Here is a 24,069-nt window from a genome sequence, read left to right on the forward strand (position 1 = left end):
TTATCCTCCTATTGTTGCCATTGACTGATGTATTTGAGATGCTGTTAAACTCAGTTTCTGAGCTTCCCAACCGTCTTTCGGTTTTTTGTGTATGCTACTGATGATAATGTTTTTCAGCGCTTCATCTGTTTTCCCCATTCGGATTTCATCTTTCAGATTAATGCCGGTACCCTCATATAAACAGGTTCTTAAAATACCTGAAGGAGTGATTCTGATCCTGTTGCAGTCTCCACAAAATGAACGGGTAAAAGCCGCAATGATTCCTATACTTCCTGTAAATCCCGGAATTTTATAATTGTATGATGTTGAACTTTTATGATCCTCTGTCTTTTGGATTTCAGGGAAATGATCTTTGACGTAGTTGTAAATTTGTGTGAAATTCCATTTCAGGGAAATATCATTATTACCACCGTTAAAAGGCATTTCTTCAATAAAGCGGACATCAACAGGAAGATCTTTTGTAAGGGATACTAAAGGAATAATATCCTCAATATTTTCCCTTTCCATCACTACCGTGTTGATTTTTACTTTTATATGATGTTGCAGTAAACTGTCTAACGTTTTTATCACTTTATCAAAACTGTTTCTTCTTGTAATTTTGAAAAAACGTTCTTTATCAAGGGTATCGAGGCTTAGATTGACAGATTTTATCCCATATTTTTTAAGTTGCGGAATATATTGTTCGGTGAGAAGCCCATTAGTGGTTATGCTGAGGTCAGTAAGTCCGGCTAATTGCGATAGATTTTGGATAAGCTCAATACTGTTTTTTCGGACAAAAGGTTCTCCTCCCGTTATCCTGATTTTATCAACTCCCAACTCTGTAAATATCGAACAGATTCTGAGCATTTCTTCATGCGTCATTAATTCATTTTGCTTGATCCAGCTAAGACCGTTTTCCGGCATACAATAGGTACACCGAAGATTACACCGGTCTACGATAGCAAGCCGAAGATAGTTGATGCTCCTTCCAAATTGATCTGTCAACATTTAAATAGAATAAGTCTTATTACAAATATACTGAATGTTTGGTTTTGAAATCGGACACCAGCGAGTGATATTGGGAATGTGATATGAAATTCACAATTTGTGATATTCATTAATTAAACATATACTATTATGTTGATTATTTTTGGGATCTTTATATATTTATGAATATTATTAAACATACATACATAGTAAATGAGTTTTAAATATTAAAAAAAGAAAACGAAATTAATTTATGGCAAGGGAAAACTTTAATAAAGATACAGAAAAGATAAATGTTGTTTTTCAAAGCAAAATCGGTCCAGATATACTTAATGATTTTCCGGATAATGCTTTTACAATAATTCTTCTTGATAAATGCGATTCCGGAAATTGTGTAACTGATCTTAATAAGTATAGTCTGAAATCGAAACAATTATTTATACACCTTCCCAAAAGAGTTTATAAGTGGGAATTTTCTCCGGACACTACAGGAAGAAGACTTATTGTTGATGATTCTCTTCTTGAAACGTTTGCACCGGAATTGAAATACACATTCTCAATATATAGTAAATATGAAATGGTATATCCTAATGATGAAACGTATCAAAAGTTCAGTGACGAATTTGATGCCATCAGAAAAGAACTCCATTCTAAGTTTATGTTTTCTGAATTGATTAATGCTAGAGTTAGACTTTTGGCTCTTATAATTAATTTATGGGTAGAACATACATATGGTAATTCCGGGATTGCAACTGGTGGAACTAATTTTGCATTTAAATTTCACTTATTGGTAGATAAATATTATAAAACTCAAAAAAGTGTTGCATTTTATGCTAAAGAATTATCAATTACACCTAACTACTTAGGGGTTATTTGCAGGGAGCAATATAAGAAATCACCTTTAAAATTTATTAAAGAACGCGTATTGCTTGAAGCGAAAAAATTGTTACACAGTTCCGATAAAACTATTAAAGAAATATCCTTTGAACTGGGCTTTCAGAGTCTATCACATTTCTCATACTTTTTCAGAACGGAAATGGGAATGACTCCCAAATCATATCGACAAGTAATGGATTAGTAAAGCTTATTGCGACAGGTTGGTGGAAGACTTAGAAAACATTAATAATTTGTCATCAGGATAATTTTACTCTTTATAAAGCGTAAAGAGAAATGAAATTAGTATGACTAGTATACGCTATCCACGGGATGCCTAACTACCAGCAGAAGTGACATCTGCTTCGTCAGAAATCCATTTCAGTTCTAAAAGAGAAATTTTCTCGTCGACGATGCTTTTTCTTAATGTCTGAATGATATCGCTGATGGTTTCTAAAAACATTTCTTCGGTGGTAAACTGAAGCCAGAAACGACTTTCTACGGAAAATCCTCCGTCAGAATTCAGCGACATTACGTAGAAATCAATATTAGAAGCAACGACAAAATTTTTGTGCTGTGTAATGCTTTTGGTGATCAGATCTTTCACATTCTCGGGAGGCGTATCTTTATCTATAACACCTTGGAAAATAACTCTTCTCGTGTTCTGATTGGAATAATTAATGAATGTACTACTATAAGTCAACTGGTTGGAAATAAAAATATCCTGTCCTGTAACACTTTTTAAAGTTGTGGTAAGCCAGCCTACTTTTTGTACAACGCCATAATGACCGTCTATCTGTACCCAATCATTTTTCTCAAAAGGCTTCTCAAAAAATAAAAGAAGCCCTGAAAATGCATTAGAAGCTATATCCTTCAGTGCAAAACCTGCAATGATCCCAACAATTCCCGCGCCGGCTAAAGCCTGCGTGAATAATTTTTCGAGCCCTAAGATTCTTAAACTCAGGTATGTTCCGGAAAGAAGAAAGAAGAAATATAAACAGGAACCAAAAATCTTAATGAAATCAGGATGTCTTTTCAGAACTTTTAAATTGGTACGCATCCCAATTTCCTTGAACAATCGTCCCAGTACGAAGAATAAAAAGAAAACAGTGATTGCCAGAATAATTTTTGGCATTAGATCAACCGTATGGTACTCCCATTCGGTAAGAATATGCCTTAATGAATAAAAAACTTCCATATAGAAAATTTATAATTGTTTTGACTTAGTAAAAAAGACTCTTTGAATAGTTCGCTCGATTGCTTATTGCTCAAATTTAATCATTAGTAGTTAATCATTCTATTTTTTATTGTTAAGTTTAGGCAACTATATATTATTTATGATGTACCAGTCAAAAATATAAAATAATGAGTACTATCACGTAGCTAATTATTTGTATTTAATAGTAATATTCATAATTTAGATAAGGATCTTACTGCACAGTTAAATATATAATCACTTTTATTTAAATTATTTAGATTGATAGGTAATGCAACAATTAAGCAGTACAATCTATAACAAGAACTCTCTTGCAAAAAGGAGTTTTAGTTATTTAATATTATTGAATCGTATAATTTTTAACAGCCACTTCAGATAGCCTGAAATATCCGAAAGGAAAATTATTGCCATTGGTCTGGTTAATGATATTTCCACGTACAGCGGTGGGTATGGTAGAAAATGGATTGCTATTATTACAAGATGCAGAAAGTATTTTTTTGAAATAGTCATAATACCTTTTGGATATTCCATAGAGTTTAATATCCACGGTATTTCCGGTTTTTAGGTCTTTGTTTGAAAAAAATATCGACGTAAGATTTCCCTGGTTATCTTCATCATTTTCCACCCGGTATTGGGGAAATGCTATTTCAGGAATGGTAACGCGGTTCAGATAATAATTTTCCTGTGCCCCGTCATCGCGATAATAATAAACGGTCTCGACTTCGTCTCCGGCTAGCTGACGCCACAATTTATAGCGTATATGACTGTTTAGGGTGATGTTCCAAACAAGTTGGTAAATAAAAATAGTATTGAATTTCAATACTATTTTTTATAAAATAACATATAGAAATTGATTTGGAGATGGTATTACAGGTAGCAGGAACAGGAGAAATTAGAAAACAGGCTATCTAAAATACTCAGAGTCATAAAAAATGTTCCAGATGTGTTGTTGGATTTATAGTTGATCATGAATTACAAATCCGCGACATCGGAGTTTTTAACATCATTTCGATTATTCCAAAATCCGTTTTTCCAGTTTTTGAGTGAGTTCATCCAACGGAACAGGAAGTTTCTGTGCTATAAAAGGCAGAAAATCTTTTAATAGTGGATGGGTAATAAAATCAATCGGCAGGCCTTGTTGTGAACGCAATTGCAAGAGTGCTATAATTTCTATTGGAAAATATTGCCATCTTTCACGATTAAATGCAAATGTTAAATCATCCTTACTATTGGCTATATGGAAATTGCACATTCCATTTATCCATTCGTTTAAAGAATCAGTGTTAGTGGTATATAGCTCACTAACAGCCATTTTATAATCTGTAATGGGAGGTTTACAATAGCTCAGAATTTGAGAAGAAATATCAGAATACCCCGATTGATCTAATAAACAAGAGGTTAAATACAATGTGCTGCTGTAACCAAATTCCAAATTGTCTGGATAAATTTTAAATTGTTCTTCAGTAGCAATGAGAAAATCAAGAAGATGCTTTGCCAAATGTTTAGCTTTTTCAGGAAAATAAGCTATAGTTACTAACGTGGCTAAAGCTAAATCTGTGTGTAACATCCCACTAATAAACGTATTCTGATGAGATGCTTTAATCAGGAGCAATGAATTTTGATAATATGCAGTAATCAAACTTATATAATTTGATTTATCGGACACCTGAGCAAATTTCACAATAGATTCAGGAATGGTAAAACCATGAATCTTTTTCTCTATAACAGAAAGTGAGCTAAATATAACGATCTCTTCTTCGTCCCATACAATAAGACTTTTTTGGAAATTTTCTGTCCCCTTATTTACATATTCAAGTAAGAATTCCGGTATAAATGATTCCTCCTCATAGGATATTTTCAAAACATTATTGAAATGTTTAACTAGTTGTTTTAAATTCATTTAATTATGTTAGCATTATTTATAACATTCATAAAATAGATTTTTATATGGTCTGATCATTCTGCAGCAGGACTGGGCTCCCGATTTTGAATTTACTCTTATGGAAATCCCAAAATCCAATTAAAATACAGTCTTTGTATCTTTTTCTTAATGGTTAAAATTGGCAATATATAAACGTTAAATATATGATCTATATCTTCGTATTTATTTTTCTTTTCTCGTACTTAGATAATTCCAAATTAGAAATAGTAAAAATAATGTAATCCAAACCGCTACAACGGCTGTAATGAAGATCATCTGTATTGAAGGATGAAGATAATTCGGCTTATAAAATAAACGTTCGAGTATCGTAAACTTTTCCTTTAATTTAGTTCTGTCAAAAGTATTCCGCAGTCCGTTTAGGGGCTCCTGTCTGTTATCGCGGTAATAAAAAACGTCATGACTGAAATCTTTAGGAACCATCTGAGATTCTACGTTATATTTCTTAAACAAAGCATCCAGACGTTGAAATGAATGAAGCAGCGAATCCTGATCATATGTATACAATAATTTATATCTTGTTACTGCATTTTGATATTGTTGTGTAGAATCGGGGACATTGTGGATCGGACTGTATAAAGCCTTATTTTCTAAAAAAATACACATCTTATCATCGTATTCCGGCTGTACTTCTACACCTTTGAATATAATTTCAGTACTATCTCCAATTACTTTTTGTGAAATAATTCTTTTCTTGAATTCCTTGGGATCAAGTCCAAGAAAATCCATGCCCGCCATCAGCTTAGAACTAATTTCTTTAGTGGCTGAATTTAGTATTTTTAAGGTATCAATGCTGTAATATTTTGTTTCAATAGAAAAATTATCTTTATTATCCGGATCGTAAAAGATGCTGTCTCTTTCTGCTATCACCGGATAAGGTTTAGGATATAGAGTATTTTCGGGGTTAAATAATTTATCAGAACTGTAAGAAGTATAATTGTACAAAAACGGATTTAGTACATTCAGCAAAGTCTTGTCTTTATTAAAATCTTTTTCAGGCAGCTCCTTTCTCATTTTGACATTTAACCCAAGACTGTAGCTTATAAAAAACGTGAGCGTGAGAAATGAAACGACTAACAGCGAAACACTAATTTTACTGATATTAGAAACGTTATATGCTTTTTTAGCATGATTTCTCAACAATATAACAAGAAATAGGAAAAGAAACAGGCCTGAAATAAAAACATGAGAAATTGAGACGTCATCATAAAATTTAAATCTGTAAAACTCTGTATAAATATTGATTTTATGAATACCTTCAAAGTTGAAGTATCCGTAACTAAAATAGGCAAGATGTATTACCCCTAAAATAATCACAGATTTGATCAGAAATCGTTTTAATTTTTTGTCCATAATTTCAATAAATTATGTTCCTGAAAGTAAGCATTTTTTTTAAGCGAACCACAATTTAAAAAACTTTTATGGTCTATCTTATCAATTTTATCAAGCTTATTTTATCAGTAGGATAAATTTATTTGAAGATACATCTGTTTTGATTTCGGAAAAGAAATATGGTTCCGGTAATCATAAAATCCTTAAGTTTATGTTTGTAAACCATATTGCAGATGACTTTAAAAATCAAGTTTAAAAGATCTGAAATTTTAGCAAACATATTATTAAACTGTGTCGGTCTTTGCATAGGCTGTATTATGATGTTTTATAACAATACGATAATATCTGTAAAAATTTTGATTTTTAAAATAATTGTATTTGCAGGAATGACTGCATTTATTCTTAATCTTTGGCTATACATGCGTCGTTATATAAAAAGTCTAAATAAAGTATATGCATTGGAAATTGATCATCTTGGAATTTATAATAATATATCAAAACATACATTTTTAAGCTGGAATGAAATCTCTTATTGTAGAATGAAAACAGTACAAATGTCAAGTGGGAGACATTCTAAAATCATGGTTCATGCCTATGATTCATCACGTTCTATGATCATTAATGCTGACTTATTGGATATTGATAAGAATGAATTACTGGATATACTTAATCAAAAAAAATATTTGAATAAAGCATTTAATTCTAACAACGATTCTAAATGAAAAACTCCGGAACGACATTAAATATTATTTATAGTATTGTAACTGTTTTTATATTAAGCTGTTTCCTAAGCTGTCAGGGAGATCAGGCTCAAAATCACAGGAAAAAAGCAAATATTCCGGATGTTAGAGAAAGGATAGGCAATACTTCGCAGATATTCCTGACCTATTTAGATTCTCTGGTAAATCTTCCTGATGCAAAATTTAATGAGTCGAGTATTAGGTCATTTAACGATAGATATGTAAGCCAATTACCATTGTTAATGCATGATTCACTAAAAGCGCAAAACAGCGACAGTATTTTAATTCAGTATTACAAAAATGAGCAGCCAAACCCTGAAGTAGAATCGGGAATCAGATTTCTCATTCCCAAAACCATTGCAGATTCTCTGATTGTTTCAGATTTTACAAGCTATTTTGGGTCAGTTACAGATGAAAAACCTCTTCTAGGAATTACGAAATATCCACTTCCTGTACGTATAAGAACTTCCGGAGACAGAGAAATTAGATTAACTTTTAAAAATGATGTTAACAGAGAGCGTGCAGGAGTTATAATGCTTGAGATCTTAAATTATAAGTAGTTAATGCTAAATTTGAAGTGGTCGAGGATTTTTGCTCACAATGCCGGAGTTTAATTGATGCTATCGGTTATTTTGATGAGCAACAATTTTTACCGTTGGAAGTGGATTTAAATCAAAAAGAAATCAAGATAGTTTTGATATCAACGTAATGGCTGTCATTAAAACGATGCAGTCGACGATGCCTTACTTCATTAAACAAAAATCGGGAAACATCATCAATTACAAGAGACAAAAATTCTACTCAAAATATACCTGTAAAAATAAAGCATAAAGAAATACCTAAAGGTCTCGGAACTTCTAGGGAAGTAGTAAGCAGGGTGTTAAAAAAATTGAAAATGAAGGGAAAGTTTTTAAAGATGAAGATGGCAAAATATGGGTTGCTGATCAGGCATTTTTACCATTACAGAAATAATGTGAGTTTTATAAATTAGTAAGAAATGTAATTATTAAATAATTTAAGATTCTTATCAGATATCTTTAAGAACAACTACAATCTAAGTTTGAAAGTGATTTTTGAAAGACAAATTTTTATAGAATATTTGAGAATGTGCACACGCTGTATGCATAATTGAGTTGGATTCGATAAAAACTATTATTAAATGTTGATAAAATAAAACAGCATTGTAATGCCGAACAGTAAAAATAATTGAACGGAAGGTTAGTTGAATAATAAATTCAGTATATTTGTAATATAATAATATTATTTATTACTAAATTATTACATTAAATACTACTATTATGTTATTTGTTTCTTTATCCAAAGTTCAAAAAAAACTAGTTGATAATATCCGTGAAAGACGTTTGCAAATGGAGCTTACGCAGGAAGGTTTGGCTGAAAGATCGGGTGTTCCTTTACCAACTCTCAGAAAATTTGAGCAAAAAGGCTTAATTTCTTTAGAATCATTTTTAAAATTGCTTTCAGTGGTTGGTGGATTAGAAGAAATGGTTGATATTTTAAAACCGAAGAAACAGAATTTTAAATCTATCGATGATGTTCTAAAATCAGAGGAAAAGCCCATTAAAAAAAGAGGAAGTAGAAGATGAAAATAGCTATCAAAGAAATAAAAGTAAGATTGAATTTTGGTTCTGGAACTCAACCCGTTGGACGTTTGGTAATTCGTGATGGTATAATCTATTTTCAATACGATGAAGAATTTCTGCAAACCAATTTAGAAATTTCACCTATAAGACTTCCTTTGCAACGAGACGTGATAGAACTCCCAAGAGATCCATTTGAAGGTTTGGCTGGGGTTTTCAATGATAGCCTGCCCGACGGTTGGGGAAGATTGCTTTTTGACCGTTTGCTTCGCTCGGAAGGAATTTCTCCATCTGATATTTCACCACTTGACCGTTTAGCATACGTTGGATTGCACGGTATGGGTGCATTGATTTATGAGCCGGATCAAAGTCCAGATAGTAATAATGAGATGATTGATTTGGACGTGTTAGCTACTCAAACTGAAAACGTTTTGCAAGGTGATTCGGAGGAAGTAATTGCAGAACTTTTGGCTTTGAACGGATCTTCTGCCGGAGCAAGACCAAAAGCGCTGATCGGCGTCGATGCAGAAAGAAAAAATATATCCTACGGAGCAAACTTGTTAGGCGATGATTTTGAACCTTGGATGGTAAAATTTCCAAACACATTAGATGGGAAGGATGCGGGTGCAATAGAATACGTTTACGCTTTAATGGCTGTAGATGCTGGAATTAAAATGCCTGAAGTACATTTGTTTCCGTCAAAGAAAGGGAATGGCTACTTTGCCGTTAAACGTTTTGATAGAGAAGGAAATAAACGTCTCCATATGCATACTGCGAGTGGACTTGTTCACAGTAATTTTAGGTTCCCATCTCTTGATTATGAAGATTTATTATCATTGACAGGTGTTTTAACTAAAGATATTCGCGAGGTAGAAAAAATGTTCCGCTTGGCAGTTTTCAATGTTATGGCACACAATAGAGACGATCATGCCAAGAATTTTTCGTTTCTGATGAATGAATTTGGAGAATGGAAATTATCACCCGCTTATGACCTTACTTTCTCATCTGGACCAGGTGGCGAACAAAGCACTATGGTAATGGGAGAAGGACGAAATATAACAGCCAAGCATCTGACTGAATTGGGAAGGGAAGCAAAATTATCAGAAGAATTTATAAAGAATGTTATTGAGCAAACAAGTTCCGCACTGAGTAAATGGTCAAGACTGTCAAAAGATTTTGGAGTTAGTAAATCAAACAGAGAATTGATAGGTAGATTAACTAAAACATATTAATATAAAATTAAGCTATTCTTGTTAGAATTCTAAAATATTTCCGCCTAGAAATAGATAAGAATTGAGGTATGCAGGCGAAATGTATCAATTGTCACTGTCTCAGTCGGAAAATGTTAATTGTTTTATTTACAGTGATTTATGAGGTTGCAAGTGTACAAAAGTGGTACAAATGAGTTTTTTAAATTTGTCGTAAAATATTGTAAAATACTGATATATAATTGTTTAATTTGACGATATTAGTGCAAAATGTAGAAAAAAAGATGTTGCGGCATTTTAAATTATGTATCAATTTTGTACTATTTTAACTATAAAATACCATTATAAATACTTCTTTAGATTTTATACAAAAATCAAAGACATGATTATTTGACCTCAAAGTTGATGATGAAGCTTTTAAGATTACCGTTTATCTTCCGTAAAGTTTTGAAAAAATCTATTCATATCTTAAACATTTTGAAAATGAGGATTTTAAGTTTTTAATCTCAGGAAATACGGGGTAGATATCTATGCAATGCAAAAAATCACTCGAATAAGAATAACGTTTTTGATATTGAGTAAATGATCATTGTTAATCGACTATTAGATGTATTTGCAGTTTTCAATTAAAATAATAAATTGATACTAATTAAAGGGAAAAAACCTAACAAATTAATTGCTTATTTTTGTGGATCAGTATGATGGACAGAATTAAGAAGATAAGGTGGTTTTTTAGTGCAGCCCGCATTTTGCGATTTCTGTGTATGTTTCTCTATGTCTTTTACTCAGCACAAACAAAAAACGATGTTGATATCTTAAAAGAAGAAATCCTTGATAAGATGCAGGACGAGAATCATAATGTCGAAGATTTGATAAAGTATTATTCTAAAATATCTCCAAATGATGCTCAGATTCTCAATATAAAATTTTTACTTTTAAAAGGAGATTACGAAGAGGGCTTGAATAAGATATTTTTATTAGAAAATTCAGCAAAAAAGGACAAAAACTCGGAGTTGTTTTTTCAATATCAATGTCTTTACGGACAAGTCTGTCAAATGCTGGGTTTGGCTAGTGAGCTTGATGTAATAAGAGATAATCTTAAGAATTCCAATTACATCAAGAGTGGTGCTTTTACAGAGCTGGCACTTGATAAAAAAAGTTTTGAAATCTTTCCGTTATCTGATCGTGTTGCTATTATAAAATCTGGCATAAAAAGCTATGAAATGACAAATAATGTAATAGGATTGATTCAGTCTAACATCTGGCTTGCAGAAATATTAGGATATTATAATTCCGAATCAAAACTCGCTTTGAACTCAGCTTTATCATTACTCAAGAAAACAGATTCAGGAGTTTATTATGGGATGTTGATCGATAATTATCTTGCCAAAATCTATTTGAAACAGAATAATGCACAATATGCTTTCAATGCTTTAGCAAAATATCAGAATGCTGCAGCGCATATTTCCAATGTAGATCTCAAAGCTGATTTTTACAAAAACCTTGCAATATCTTCAGCAAACATAAAAGCTTTTGATAAGTTGGATTATATTAATAAATCTTACTTTACAATAGTAGAGAATCAAAATGCGAAAAGAGCTGTCGCCAGAGCAATGCTTGTCAACCATATCAATAAACTTAATGATGATAAGTTGAAGTCACAGGCTTACCTATTCAGAAATATCTATTTTACGATTTTTATAGCTTTTATTCTCGTGCTGGCAGTAATCTATTTTTCACATAAAAGCAGGCAGAAGCAAGCGGAAGGAGCTGCCGCTGAGACAGATGCTAAAAATTTTGTAATCCCTGATAAGACAGAAAAAAGAATCTTGAACAAGCTCGAAGAATTTGAAAAAAGCCAAAAATATATACAGAAAAATGTTTCCCTAAAAACATTAGCACAACAGTTTGACACCAATCCAAAATACCTCTCGGAGATAGTAAACAACCATAAAAATTCAAATTTCAATACATATATCAATAATCTAAGAATAGATTACATTGTAGAAAAAATCAAGAAAAATCCGGAGTATAGAAAGTATAAGGTCAGTTATCTGGCGGATGAATGTGGTTTTTCCTCACACAGTCTTTTCACAACCATTTTTAAGAATAGGATGGATCTGTCGCCAACAGAATTTCTTCAAAAACTGAACGAATGATAAGATTACTTAACATATTGTTTTTGTTTGCCTGCATAACAGTTTCTGCACAAATGACTGAAAATAATCAGTTGAAACTTGCAACCGACCTTCTGTTCAGTAATCCTGAAAAATCGGCAAAAATATCGGAGAAGGCTTTCGCAGAAGCTAAAAATTATAATGATAAAATCAAGGCATTATCCAAACTTGTTAACGCCCAGATGGTTCTTGGCAATATCAGCCAGGTGATTAACAATTGTGTTAAAGGGATCAATTTGTCTAAAGAAAAAAACGATACAATAAACCAGATCCGTTTTCTTTCAATGTTGGGAAATCAGTATCAGCAGCTCAATATGAATAATGATGCAAAGAAAAATCTGGATGAAGCTGAAAATCTTATTAATACGATAGATCTTCCAAAAGATCTTCTATTCATTAAAGGAAATGTTTATAACGTTAAAGGCATTGTATTTAAAAACGAGCTGAATTGTGAGTTTGCAGTTAAATATTTTGATAAAGCTCTTGATGTATACAACAAGCTTCCTTCTAGAGATGTTATAACAACAAACAAACTCCTGATTGATATTCAGAAAGCTGTCTGTCTGGAATCGCTTGGAAATTCGAAAGAAGCCGAAAATATCTATAAAATGATTCTAAAGGTCAATGATCCTGGAATTGGATTTAACAAATATTTTGCATCAGTAGGATTAGCAGATATCTATCTAAAAAGAAACGAAGTAGACAATGCAGATAAGATGTTACAAACCATTAATGTTAATGAGTTCAGTTCATATGATTTAGAACTTACAGGTCTTTTTTTCAAGCTGAAATCACAAAGCAGCTACCTGAAAAAAGATTCAAAGTTATATCTGTATTATTTTGAAAAATATAATAACAATTTGAATCAGATATCGCAATCTCAGAATCAAATTATCTCTCGTCTGGTCAAGAATGATAAGGAAAATTTCGCAGAAAAAATTAATAAAAATCTAATGCGAAATATCGCTTTAATTTTCATATTGATTATAATATTCTCTGGGCTTCTGCTTTTTTTTTATCGTTTCTTAAGAAAAAAAGCTGTAAAGTAAAATACTCTGAAATTTAAATGTAAGTGCAAATAATACAATCATTTACATTTTATTTTATATTGTCATATTTATGTAATTTTCGTAAATGTGACAGTGTATTTCTGTTTTAATGACTTACATATTGATAATTTTAGACTCCTTAAACAATTAAGATAAAAAATCTGTAAAACAATTTAGTTTATAGATAATTTTTCTGAATCGTTTTTAATAAGTTAATTAGGTTTAAATAATAATTATCAATATGAGAAAAATCAACTTTTTGGCAATTCTTTTAGGCGGGCTTTTGTCAGCACAGACTACTTTTACATTGGTAAGAGATATTAATCCCGGCACTTCCAATTCTGTTCCTTCTAATTTTACGGTTCTCAACGGAAAACTATATTTCAGTGCTACGTATAGTCCTACTGGATCAGCAACAGGAACTGAACTTTGGGAGAGCGATGGCACGGAAGACGGTACAAAGATGGTGATGGATATTTATCCGGGTAATAGCTCTTCATCACCAAGTAATCTATTCACATTTAATGACAAAATTTATTTTACAGGTAGTATGAATATTAACGGTACCAATACATCGGGGCTTATTCTGTCATATAATCCTACAGACGGTTTACAGACCGTTTCAACTACAGCAAAGTTTGCGACAAACTTTACCAAAATAGGGAATACGTTATATTTCAAAGCTAATAATACTGCTGTTACTCCTAATACGCAAAGACTTTTTTATGTCGATACTAATTCCCAAGCTGTTATTGCTGATGATAATACTACAGTGATGTTCGTTGGAAAAGTGGGGGAGCAGCTGATTGCCAATGCTCAATACAAGACCGCAGCCAATCCAGCTTGGTATCAGTTATTCAATTTTAATGGGACATCATTTGATATTTTAAAGAATATCAACCCTTCTGGTACTGCATATCCTCAAAATTTCTATTACAGTGTATCTCTGGGTAAAACTTTTTTTAGCGCCAACGGTGGTGAAGGGCAGGAGCTTTGGATGACAGATGGAACCGAGTCAGGAACAAAACTAGTTAAAGATATCAACACCTTTAGTGCGACGGCGGGCTCAGGTCCCAACAATTTTGTGGAATACAATGGCAAAGTGTATTTTTCCGCATCGGATGGTTCCACTACAGGTACTGAATTATGGATGACGGACGGTACTGAACAAGGTACTAGCCTTGTAAAAGATTTATTTACAGGTTCTTCAAGTTCCTTCCCGGAAAAAATGGTTGTCTATGGCGGTAAGCTGTATTTTCTTATAAGCAATACAGGGGGTACAAGACAGCTTTGGGAAACAGATGGTACCGAAAGTGGGACAAAATTAGTTTCATCATTGGCAACAGCATCCAATTTGTTCATCTACAATGATAATTTGTATATCGTAGCCCGTATTACATCTACTGACCAGGCGGGTATTGAACTTTACAAGGTTAACCTTGGTACAGAAACACTTTCGGTTTCTGCAGATGCAACTAAAAAGCCAGTCATCTATCCAAACCCTTCCAAAGGCGAGATTAATATCAATAGCGTCAAATCAGGTAGTTTCGATCTTTTCGAACTAAGCGGAAAGCTTATAAGAAATGGTGTTTTTAACCACAATAAAATTTTTACACAAGCTCTTCCCGGAACTTATATACTAAAGATTACTTCTGATGATAAGAAAGTAATTACTTCTGTAAAAGTGATTGTACAATAATTAAAAAATTTAAAATTTATGAAGAAAATAATTTTAATGTTGTTCTTGGGTAATGTCATCAGCGCACAGAACATCACATTACTGAAAGATATTTATCCCGGTGCAAATCCTTCTACACCTGCCGAATTTTTAAAGTACGGTGGAAAGCTCTATTTCAATGCCAATAACCCCAATTATGGTACGGAGCTTTGGGCAACCGATGGAACTGCCGGAGGTACAGAAATTGTTGCCGATATCAATCCCGGAACTCCGGGCTCTCTACCGACCTCTCTGCTTAATTATGATAACAAATTATATTTTAAGACTTTGTTAGGCGTTACTGGTTTGTACTCTTATGACAGCAATGCAGGCACTACAATAGTGTCGCCGGGAATGGGCAGCGCTTCTAATTTTATGGTAGCAGAAGGGAAGATCTTTTTTAGACAAAACAGCAAATTAGCTTATTTCTATCAAGGTTCAATAACTGAGATAGATACGCCTGTCGTAGTCAACGGGCAGATGGGCGCAGTCAATGGAAAAATCATTACAGGTGCCTCTGCATCGTCAGCAACAAACAATTTACAATTGTACATTTATGACGGAAATAACCTATCACTTCTGAAGGTTATCAACCCGAACAGTACTGCAAACCCTCAAAACTTCTTTTATAGCAGTAATCTCAATACATTATTCTTCACAGCGGGTTCCAATACAGCAGGTTTTGAACTTTGGAAAACTGATGGAACGGCCGACGGCACAGTACAGGTCAAAAATATCAATGCTGGTACATCAAGCTCGTTTCCGGGGAATTTCAAACAAATTGGAAACAAAGTTTTTTTTGCCGCTAATAATGGTACTAATGGTAATGAACTATGGATTACAGATGGCACAGAGGAGGGTACTGTGCTAGTAGAAGATGTAAATCCTGGATCAAATGCATCCAATCCGAATAATCTCACGGAAGTAAACGGCAAACTTTACTTTCTAGCAAGTGACGGTTCTGGGGAAGCCAGACTTTGGGAAAGTGATGGAACGACCGAAGGAACCAAAATGACCCTGGAACTAAAGCCTGGTTACACCAACTTTATTCTCGGTAAAATGGAGGAGTACAACGGTGCACTTTACCTTTCTGCAAAGCTTAGTGTATCGCAAGGACAGGAACTTTATAAGATAGAATTGCCTGCGCTGAATGTTGAAAATCACAACAAAAAAGCAATCAGTCTTTATCCGAATCCCACTCATGGAGAATTATTCTTTACCGGTTTTGAGAAAGGCTCTTACGACCTGTACGATGTGAAAGGAAGCCTTATAAAAAAAGATGGCAATATTGTGAATAGTAGATTACAGCTAAATGTTCCAAAAGGTAATTACATTCTTGTTACAAAAACTGTTGAGGGCACTATTAATACAAACAAAATAATTATAAAATAATGAAAAGATCAATACTAATATTTTTGGTTCTGATTAATGTTAGCTTGGTAAAACTAAATGCGCAGACCATTAATTTTCCTGATGAAAACTTTCTGGAGTATCTTCTGCTTTACACTAACATAGATGCCAACAATGACGGTGAGATACAGGTGAGCGAAGCAGAGGCTTACACAGGAGGGTTCACTATCACTCAAAAGATCAGCAATGTTACGGGAATAGAGTATTTTAAGAATCTGTCCTCACTTACATTTAATAAATCACCTGTCAGCAGTCTGAATATTACCAATAACAAGCTGATCACACAACTATTTATCGATGGGTCACATATTTCAAGCCTTGATCTTAGTTCCAACAATAGGCTTACAAATATGGACATTAAAAATAATAGCATATTATCCCAACTTACATTAGGCCAACAACCTCAACTTCAATATGCAAGCCTTATGTTCAATAATATCGCATCTATCGATGTAACTCAATGTCCGATGCTTACATTTCTTTTCTTGGCATCAAACAATTTATCAAGCATCGATTTAACACACAATCCAAGGCTTGCCGAGCTGAACTTAGGTGCCAATCATCTGACTTCGCTGGATGTCAGTAAAAATACTAGACTGACTTATCTCCATATCGGACTTAATGCAATTCAGCAAATTAATGTGTCGAATAATACGCTATTGGATACCTTTATGATTCAGGGAAATCCTATAACATCGATTGATCTAAGTAAACTTAAATTTCTGAGATCGTTTGTTATGGATAGTACGGGCATTACTGCAATTGACCTGACGCCGCACACAATGCTTCAGTTTTTCTATGCCAGCTACTCACAGCTTACAGAAGTAAATGCTTCTAAAAATAATGCTCTGATATACATCAATGCTGTTGAAAATCAAAAGATGAAATTTATTAACGTTAAAAACGGTAATAATACAAATGCCATTGGCTTTTTTTCCATTAACAGCCCAAATCTTAAATGTATCCAGGTGGATGATGTAGCTTACAGCTCTTCACAACAACTTTGGCAAAAAGATGCAACTGCCGTATATGCTACAGATTGCAGTAATATATTAGCAAATAATGAAGTAAAAAATATTGTAAAACCATCAATATATCCAAATCCTACTTCAGATTATGTATATCTGCAGAATGAAGCAAAAGAGATTGACGTTTTCAATACAGCCGGGCAAATGGTTGCAGGCTATAGGAATACAAGAATGGTAGATATCAGTCATTTGCCTGTAGGTAATTATATTATTAAAATCATGGATTCTGCAGGTGTGACATCATCGCAAAAAATCATAAAAAAATAAGCATCATCTAATGAAATTAAATATAAAAAATACAATCAGAGTTACGGTAGCTGTAATTTCATTGATGGCTGGTAGCTATGCAAATGCCCAAAGCAGTGAACGGCAAATAATCGAAAATTATCTTGCAAAAGACAGAAAAACATTTGGAAAGACTTTTGATATTATACACACATCTCAAAGAAAAAGTTCTGAAGGGACCATAATCAATATTCAGCAGACGTACAAAGGTGTACCGATCTATGGGGCTATATCATCTGTATTGATTCGAGACAATGCATTAAAATACATTTCTGACAATTTCATGTCTTTTCCGGAAAATGTATCTGTATCCAAACCTTCATTTGACATCAGAAAAGATTTCTCTGCAGTATTATCTTCAGAAAAGCTTAATGGTAATTCCAACGACTACAATTTTGAAGGTAGAAAAAGTAATACGGTAGTTTCTAAATTGGTATATTTTCCCACGAAAAAAGGTGATCTTCAGTTATCTTATGTGCTTAACTTCTTCGAGAAAGGAACCAATAACTACTGGGATATTATTGTAGATGCCAACACAGGAAAAGTTATTGAAAAAACGAACCTGACGGTATCGTGTCAATTTCATGACCATAAATATTCTACAGAACATCTGTTAGATGTGGTATCACATAAGTCAGGAGATAAAACAATTTCTAAAAAATCTGATAACTATTCTTCACTTGTTGATAATGCGTCTTATCGTGTTTATGCATTTCCTATAGAGTCTCCCAACTTCGGACAGCGTACTTTGGAGACGAATCCCTGGTTTTCAGATGCTTCTCCTTTAGGCTGGCAAAATGACGGTGATGAATCTTATAACATCACGCGTGGGAATAATGCTTATGCTTATTTAGACCTGAACGGCTCTAATGCTTTCGGAGCTAGTGCTAATGGAGGTTCGCAAAAATTATTTGATTTTCCATTAGATCTTTCAAAAACTGTGGATACTTATACTGATGCTGCCATTACCAATTTGTTCTATGTCACCAATAAGATGCATGACATTTTTTACCGTTATGGATTTGATGAGGCTGGGCGTAACTTTCAGTCAAACAATTTTGGAAAAGGAGAGCCATTCACTGATTTTGACCCTGTTTTGTCAGAATCCAGAGATGGTGCATCGTTGAACAATGCCAATTTTGCTACACCTCAGGATGGTTTTTCACCACGAATGCAAATGTATCTCTGGCGTTATGGCTATTTGTTAAGTTATAATTCACCAAGCGATTTGGTCGGAAGAAAACCCGAATCAGGGTACAACGTTGATTTTGGAGGTACTTTTCCTGTAAACTCACCTCTTACAGCTGATGTTGCAATAGCAACACCAGCAGATGGATGTACTAATCTTACCAATGCATATCTCACCGGGAAAATAGCACTTATCCAAAGAGGAGCCTGCAATTTTGATATTAAATTCAAAAAAGCTCAGGACAAAGGTGCAAAAGGTGTTATCATATATAATCCTACGCCATCACAAGCCATTATTAATATGAGCGGAACGGATGGTAGTGTGACTATACCGGGTGTATTAATCAATAATGAGGAAGGTGAACTGATAAAGTCAAAAATAGAAAATGGAACAACAGTCAATGTCAATTTAAAATATAACACTTTCGATATTGATGGAAGTTTGGACAATGGCGTAATAGCTCATGAATATACCCATGGGATATCCACCAGAAGTACAGGAAATGGTTACAGCTGCCTCAATACTGCTTATGCTAATGAACAGATGGGGGAAGGTTGGTCGGACTTTTTCGCTTTAATGGTAACCAATAAAGCGGATGCTACAGCGGCTCAACCAAGATCTACGGGATCATTTGTAGCCAATCAAAAGGCTGACGGACCAGGCATCAGACCTGCAAAATATTCTCCCGATTTTAGCATTAATGATTATACTTATGCTGATACCAACGGAAAATATATTGACACAGGAAGCGGCTTGGCAGTAGATGTTCACGGTGTAGGCTTTATTTGGGCGACAATGCTTTGGGATTTACATTGGAAATTTGCTGAAAAATATGGATTTTCCAATGATATAGCCAATAATCCGGACTCAGGTAGCGGAAAGGTGATGAAAGTGGTGATGGAGGCTCTTAAATTACAGGGATGCTATCCGAATTTTGTGAGTGGAAGAGATGCTATTCTGGCGGCTGATGCTAATCTAAATAATGGTGAGAACAAATGTATGATCTGGAATACATTTGCAAGAAGAGGTTTAGGAGTTAACGCCAAAACAGGACTTACCAGAGGAACATTGCCGAATGCAATATCGGATCAGGTTGAAGATTTCACCGTCCCTTCTGAGTGTTCGCTGGGAACTGCTGATGTAGTCATCAGTAAGAAAATTGCGCTATATCCGAATCCTGCGAATAAAGAAGTTTTCATTAAAACAAATGGAGTAAAAATACTTGGAAAACTTAGAGTATCCATATTTGACTTATCTGGCAAGAAAATAGATGAACAGATTATTGATATTGATGCCAATCAGCCGGTTAATATTACTGGTCTTTCCAATGGTGTTTATTTATTAAGTGGTGACGGAATCGGTCTTAATTTCAGCAGCAAATTGATTATCAATAAATAGATAAACCAAAAGATTACAATATAATTAACTAAATAGCGGCACTTTAAGTGGCGCTATTTAGCTTTGCTGAGCTCCACAGAGTCAGTTCAAATCATTTATTAAGATTCAGATAACATAAATACTAATCAATCAGTTTAACTGAATTTAAGAAAAACAAAAGCATTAAACATTAAAGATGATATCTTGTACAGTTAAGTAACAAGGCTAATTTTTTATGATTGTCAACAGTTTCATCGCAGCGGTTTTTCCCATTTCGAAACCATCATTAATTATACATTCATAGGAGTCGTCCAGGTATTTTGGAAGAATGCCCTCCGTTATGGCAACGACTTTGGCTTTTGAAGAATTAGTTTTTTTATTGACCAGTGAACTGTGCAGCCCGGCAAGAGTTTCGTCACTCATCGCAAAGTAACCGTCGAAATCCTCATAATCTAGAATGATACTCATTTTCTCCTTTACCATATCGGCGGAATTGCAGTAGATGACCTTATACTTTACGTCTTTGTACTTATCGATAACCTCTAAAAAATGATTTTTCCGGGTTTGTGATATTTCCAGGTTTTCATCACCGAAAATAGCAATAATATTTTTACAGCCAGCTTCTGTCAGCTTTTGGGCAGCAGTCTGTGCATAAAGCCTGTTATCAAATATCACCTCTTCAAATATATTTTGTGGAATGGTCTTATCAAAAATAACCAAAGGAAGTTCCATCTCTTTAATTTTGTTGAAATGACTGAGGTCCTTCGTCTGTCTGGTGAGAGAAATCAGGATGCCATCTACCCTTGAGTTGATGCAGGTAAGCAGATTTTCCTCTTCCATTCCCAAAGATTCTTCGGAAGAAAGCACAAAAAAATTATAACCTTCTGAGTGCAGCACAAAGGAAATTCCTTTGATAATGGAAGGAATGAAAAACATCGAAATTTCTGGGATGATAAGTCCGATAACCTTGGATGATTTTTTCCGGAAATTGATCGCGAAATCATTCGGGACATAGTTGAAAGTATCTGCAGCCTCCTTCACACGCTGCTTTACAGATGCGCTGATATCAGGATGGTTTTTAAGTGCTCTGGACACCGTAGAGGTACTTATATTGAGCATTTTTGCTATGTCTTTTATAGTGATTCTTTTCATTTTTGGGTAACAGAGTATATTTTTGGGGTAATTTAGTAATGATTTGTATCGTTTTAAATGTTAAATTATGTTAAATATAAAACATTGAAAGTTAATAAAAAGTTAAAATAAAATTTTGTTACCAACCGCAACCGTTTGCGCAACCGTTTGATATTAACGCAGAATTAATACAATATTCAAACTGCATTTTTGATATCTTAAAAAAAATACTTTTAACCCATAACAAAAAAACCTCATAAAAATATGGAATCAAAGATGTTTACTAAATTACTGGTTTTCGGTGCGATGAACACCGCGGCCTTTATGTTTTCGCAGAGCAATGTAAATGACACAATATCAAGAGATAAAGCAATTGATGAAGTGGTGATTACAGGAAACTCCAATCCTAAGGCATCCATTAAGACCAGTACTTCTATCTCCACATTAAAAATGAAAGATATAGAAAATGCTGCACCAAGAACGACCGCAGAAATTTTCCGTACCATTCCGGGAATCCGTTCAGAATCTTCCGGAGGAGAAGGTAATTCTAACATTACCGTGAGAGGGGTGCCCGTTTCAGCCGGTGGTTCCAGATATTTGCTGATTCAGGAAGATGGTCTTCCGGTAATGCAGTTTGGAGACATCGCTTTCGGAACTCAGGACCAGTTTACAAGATTCGACTCGTTCGTTTCAAGAGTTGAAGCGCTTAGAGGAGGTTCGGCTTCTGTATTTGCCAGCAATTCTCCGGCAGGGATTATCAACTTTATTACCAAGACCGGTGAGAAAGAAGGCGGAAGCATTACCCAGCAGATGGGACTTAACTACAAAAATTACAGAACCGATTTCGATTACGGCACTAAAATAGGTGATGATACTTATATGGCAGTTGGAGGCTTCTACAGAATTGGGGACGGCCCGAGGAAAACAGGCTTCAACTCCAACAACGGCGGACAGTTCAGACTTTCTTTCCTTAAAAAATTTGAAAAAGGAAGCTTCCGCGTTTATGCCAAATTCCTGGACGACAGAACCGCAGCTTATATGCCTATGCCTGTTGGCGTTACCGGAACGGATGCTGACCCGAAATGGTCTTCACTGCCTAACTACAATATTCTTACAGGAGCCCTGCAAACCATCAACCTGCAGCACGACAGAACTTTGGGAAATGATGGTAACATCTTTAATACTGATGTTTCAGACGGGATGCATTCTCTGTCAAAAGTTATCGGTGCTGAATTCAATTATAACCTTGGTGAAGGTTGGAAATTAGAAGAAAAAATCAGATATGCAGCCAATGACGGGCAGTTTGTAGCGCCTTTTCCGGCAAGTGTGAGCAAAGGAAGCGACTTCTTCAATGCAACTAACTTTACCAATTTCGGAAGCGCAGTCTATGCAGGAACCAACACACCGATTGACATGAATGCGAACTATATGAAAATTGCCCTTTTCAATGTAAAGCTGAATAACTTCAATAATTTTGTGAATGACTTCAATATCAGCAAAAAATGGGATATTGTGAAGTTTAACGCAGGATTGTACAAATCTTCCCAGAACATTAATATGTCCTGGATGTGGAACAACTATCTGCAGGAAGTCAGCGATAAAAACGCAAGATTAGTTGATGTGAAAAATACCGCCGGACAGTACATTACCGACAACGGTTTGCTTAACTACGGAATGAAAGACTGGGGCAACCTGAAAAGAGACTACAACACCAAATATGATATTACCGCTCCGCATGCTCAGGTGGAAATCAACGCAACAGACAAATTAACCATCGATGCAGGCGCAAGATATGATATTGGAAAAGTAACAGGCTATTTTTCAGGAGCAACGGTAACTTACACCAGCCGGGATATGAACGGAAACGGCGTAATTGACATTCCTGAACAAATGGTTGGCTCCAATGATAATATTAATGTTCCAGTAAATTACAGATACGGAATTTTCGGATATTCAGTGGGCGCGAACTATGCTTTGAACAACAAAAATGCCGTTTTCGCAAGAGTGAGCCAGGGCGGAAGCGCATCTGCGGACAGGATCCTGTTCTCCGGATATAATTATACCAATAATGATGACCCGGCTTTGGATGCCGTGAAAGTCAATAAGGTGAATCAGGTAGAAGCAGGTTATAAGCTAAGAGGCTCAGGATATTTCCTTAACACCACGTTGTTCTATGCCGGAACAAGAGAAGCCAATTACGAAGCGACCACTCAGAGAAAAACGGAGAACAAATACCAGTCTTTCGGGGTAGAATTGGATGGTTATTACAAAATTACGAAGGGGTTAGATGTAAAGGCCGGCCTAACCTACACCCACGCAGAAATCAAAAATGCCATAGACCCCACTATCATCGGGAATATGCCGAGAAGAACACCGAAATTAATGTATTCTGTGAATCCTAACTTTAATGCGAACAAGTTCAATATAGGATTCTACCTGATTGGTGCTACCAAAGCTTTCACCCAGGATAACAACAAATTGGTAATGCCGGGTTACGCTATCGTAAATCCGTATGTTTCTTACCAGGTACTCAGAAACCTTTCGGTAAGTCTGAATGCTAATAATGTTTTCAATACCATTGCGGTGACAGAGGCAGAAGAAGGTTCAATTGCCGGCGGAAACGGAATCGTGAGAGCAAGAACTCTTCCGGGAGCCAGCTATAGCGTGAGTGTGAAATTTGATTTATAAATAATTGATTATAAAAAGCTCTATGGTGTTTCCTATCAATAGCCCCGAACTGAAGCTCGGGGTAAAATAGGAGTCAGCAGAAGCTTTTTTTGCTCGTAGAAGCAATATTTGTGTAAACAAAAGAACTATTTGGAAAAAGCACGCCG

20 protein-coding genes are annotated in these 24,069 nt (G+C 34.6%); 14 read left to right on the forward strand and 6 right to left on the reverse strand.

Annotation, left to right across the window (positions count from 1 at the left end; all coding sequences use genetic code 11):
• Nucleotides 1-987, reverse strand: coding sequence for a GTP 3',8-cyclase MoaA (moaA, locus tag QOL71_RS16315; protein ID WP_283417957.1), 987 nt, complete (start codon nt 985-987; stop codon nt 1-3).
• A 232-nt stretch (nt 988-1,219) separates the two neighbouring features.
• On the opposite strand from moaA, the gene QOL71_RS16320 reads away from it, so the two are divergent.
• Nucleotides 1,220-2,044 carry a helix-turn-helix domain-containing protein gene (locus QOL71_RS16320; protein ID WP_283417958.1) on the forward strand — a complete coding sequence of 275 codons (825 nt, stop codon included), beginning with the start codon at nt 1,220-1,222 and terminating at the stop codon, nt 2,042-2,044.
• 132 nt (nt 2,045-2,176) lie between these two features.
• Here QOL71_RS16320 and QOL71_RS16325 read toward each other — a convergent pair whose 3' ends face one another.
• From QOL71_RS16325 to QOL71_RS16340, 4 genes are all read right to left on the reverse strand, one after another.
• On the reverse strand, nt 2,177-3,037 hold the full coding sequence (locus QOL71_RS16325; protein ID WP_283417959.1) for a mechanosensitive ion channel family protein: 861 nt from the start codon (nt 3,035-3,037) through the stop codon (nt 2,177-2,179).
• A gap of 358 nt (nt 3,038-3,395) precedes the next feature.
• A complete protein-coding gene (locus QOL71_RS16330; RefSeq protein WP_283417960.1) occupies nt 3,396-3,803 on the reverse strand; it encodes a DUF4249 family protein in 408 nt (135 codons plus the stop codon).
• 264 nt (nt 3,804-4,067) lie between these two features.
• Nucleotides 4,068-4,955: a hypothetical protein gene (locus tag QOL71_RS16335; RefSeq protein WP_283417961.1), complete on the reverse strand. Its 888-nt coding sequence runs from the start codon at nt 4,953-4,955 to the stop codon at nt 4,068-4,070.
• Nucleotides 4,956-5,159: 204 nt separating this feature from the next.
• Complete coding sequence (locus QOL71_RS16340; RefSeq protein ID WP_283417962.1) at nt 5,160-6,347, reverse strand: hypothetical protein; 1,188 nt, start codon at nt 6,345-6,347, stop codon at nt 5,160-5,162.
• Between the two features lie 212 nt (nt 6,348-6,559).
• Between QOL71_RS16340 and QOL71_RS16345 the strand changes: the two genes are divergently transcribed.
• The 12 genes from QOL71_RS16345 to QOL71_RS16395 all read left to right on the forward strand — a co-directional run bounded on the left by QOL71_RS16345 (nt 6,560) and on the right by QOL71_RS16395 (nt 20,125).
• On the forward strand, nt 6,560-7,048 hold the full coding sequence (locus tag QOL71_RS16345; RefSeq protein ID WP_283417963.1) for a hypothetical protein: 489 nt from the start codon (nt 6,560-6,562) through the stop codon (nt 7,046-7,048).
• Complete coding sequence (locus QOL71_RS16350) at nt 7,045-7,626, forward strand: hypothetical protein (protein ID WP_283417964.1); 582 nt, start codon at nt 7,045-7,047, stop codon at nt 7,624-7,626. The genes QOL71_RS16345 and QOL71_RS16350 overlap by 4 nt, the downstream gene beginning before the upstream one ends.
• A gap of 85 nt (nt 7,627-7,711) precedes the next feature.
• Nucleotides 7,712-7,897 carry an SDR family NAD(P)-dependent oxidoreductase gene (locus tag QOL71_RS17745; RefSeq protein ID WP_379953355.1) on the forward strand — a complete coding sequence of 62 codons (186 nt, stop codon included), beginning with the start codon at nt 7,712-7,714 and terminating at the stop codon, nt 7,895-7,897.
• A complete protein-coding gene (locus QOL71_RS16355) occupies nt 7,845-8,057 on the forward strand; it encodes a helix-turn-helix domain-containing protein (protein ID WP_346772109.1) in 213 nt (70 codons plus the stop codon). Before QOL71_RS17745 ends, QOL71_RS16355 begins: the two co-directional genes overlap by 53 nt.
• Nucleotides 8,058-8,364: 307 nt before the next feature.
• Complete coding sequence (locus QOL71_RS16360) at nt 8,365-8,670, forward strand: helix-turn-helix domain-containing protein (protein WP_283417965.1); 306 nt, start codon at nt 8,365-8,367, stop codon at nt 8,668-8,670.
• The gene (locus QOL71_RS16365) at nt 8,667-9,896 is read left to right on the forward strand and encodes a type II toxin-antitoxin system HipA family toxin (RefSeq protein ID WP_283417966.1); all 1,230 of its coding nucleotides are present in this window, start codon (nt 8,667-8,669) and stop codon (nt 9,894-9,896) included. The genes QOL71_RS16360 and QOL71_RS16365 overlap by 4 nt, the downstream gene beginning before the upstream one ends.
• 740 nt (nt 9,897-10,636) lie before the next feature.
• Nucleotides 10,637-12,031 carry a helix-turn-helix domain-containing protein gene (locus QOL71_RS16370; protein ID WP_283417967.1) on the forward strand — a complete coding sequence of 465 codons (1,395 nt, stop codon included), beginning with the start codon at nt 10,637-10,639 and terminating at the stop codon, nt 12,029-12,031.
• On the forward strand, nt 12,028-13,098 hold the full coding sequence (locus tag QOL71_RS16375; protein ID WP_283417968.1) for a tetratricopeptide repeat protein: 1,071 nt from the start codon (nt 12,028-12,030) through the stop codon (nt 13,096-13,098). Before QOL71_RS16370 ends, QOL71_RS16375 begins: the two co-directional genes overlap by 4 nt.
• A 241-nt stretch (nt 13,099-13,339) precedes the next feature.
• A complete protein-coding gene (locus QOL71_RS16380; protein WP_283417969.1) occupies nt 13,340-14,797 on the forward strand; it encodes a T9SS type A sorting domain-containing protein in 1,458 nt (485 codons plus the stop codon).
• 18 nt (nt 14,798-14,815) lie between these two features.
• The gene (locus QOL71_RS16385; RefSeq protein WP_283417970.1) at nt 14,816-16,207 is read left to right on the forward strand and encodes an ELWxxDGT repeat protein; all 1,392 of its coding nucleotides are present in this window, start codon (nt 14,816-14,818) and stop codon (nt 16,205-16,207) included.
• Nucleotides 16,207-17,520 (forward strand): T9SS type A sorting domain-containing protein, encoded by a 1,314-nt coding sequence (locus QOL71_RS16390; RefSeq protein ID WP_283417971.1) that lies wholly within the window; start codon nt 16,207-16,209, stop codon nt 17,518-17,520. The genes QOL71_RS16385 and QOL71_RS16390 overlap by 1 nt, the downstream gene beginning before the upstream one ends.
• A 10-nt stretch (nt 17,521-17,530) precedes the next feature.
• Nucleotides 17,531-20,125, forward strand: coding sequence for a T9SS-dependent M36 family metallopeptidase (locus QOL71_RS16395; RefSeq protein WP_283417972.1), 2,595 nt, complete (start codon nt 17,531-17,533; stop codon nt 20,123-20,125).
• Between the two features lie 204 nt (nt 20,126-20,329).
• Here QOL71_RS16395 and QOL71_RS16400 read toward each other — a convergent pair whose 3' ends face one another.
• Nucleotides 20,330-21,256, reverse strand: coding sequence for a LacI family DNA-binding transcriptional regulator (locus tag QOL71_RS16400; protein ID WP_283417973.1), 927 nt, complete (start codon nt 21,254-21,256; stop codon nt 20,330-20,332).
• A gap of 255 nt (nt 21,257-21,511) precedes the next feature.
• Between QOL71_RS16400 and QOL71_RS16405 the strand changes: the two genes are divergently transcribed.
• On the forward strand, nt 21,512-23,923 hold the full coding sequence (locus tag QOL71_RS16405; RefSeq protein ID WP_283417974.1) for a TonB-dependent receptor: 2,412 nt from the start codon (nt 21,512-21,514) through the stop codon (nt 23,921-23,923).
• The last annotated feature ends 146 nt before the right edge of the window (nt 23,924-24,069 follow it).

The sequence above is a fragment of the Epilithonimonas pallida genome (assembly GCF_900182975.1).
GTDB classification, from domain to species: domain Bacteria; phylum Bacteroidota; class Bacteroidia; order Flavobacteriales; family Weeksellaceae; genus Epilithonimonas; species Epilithonimonas pallida.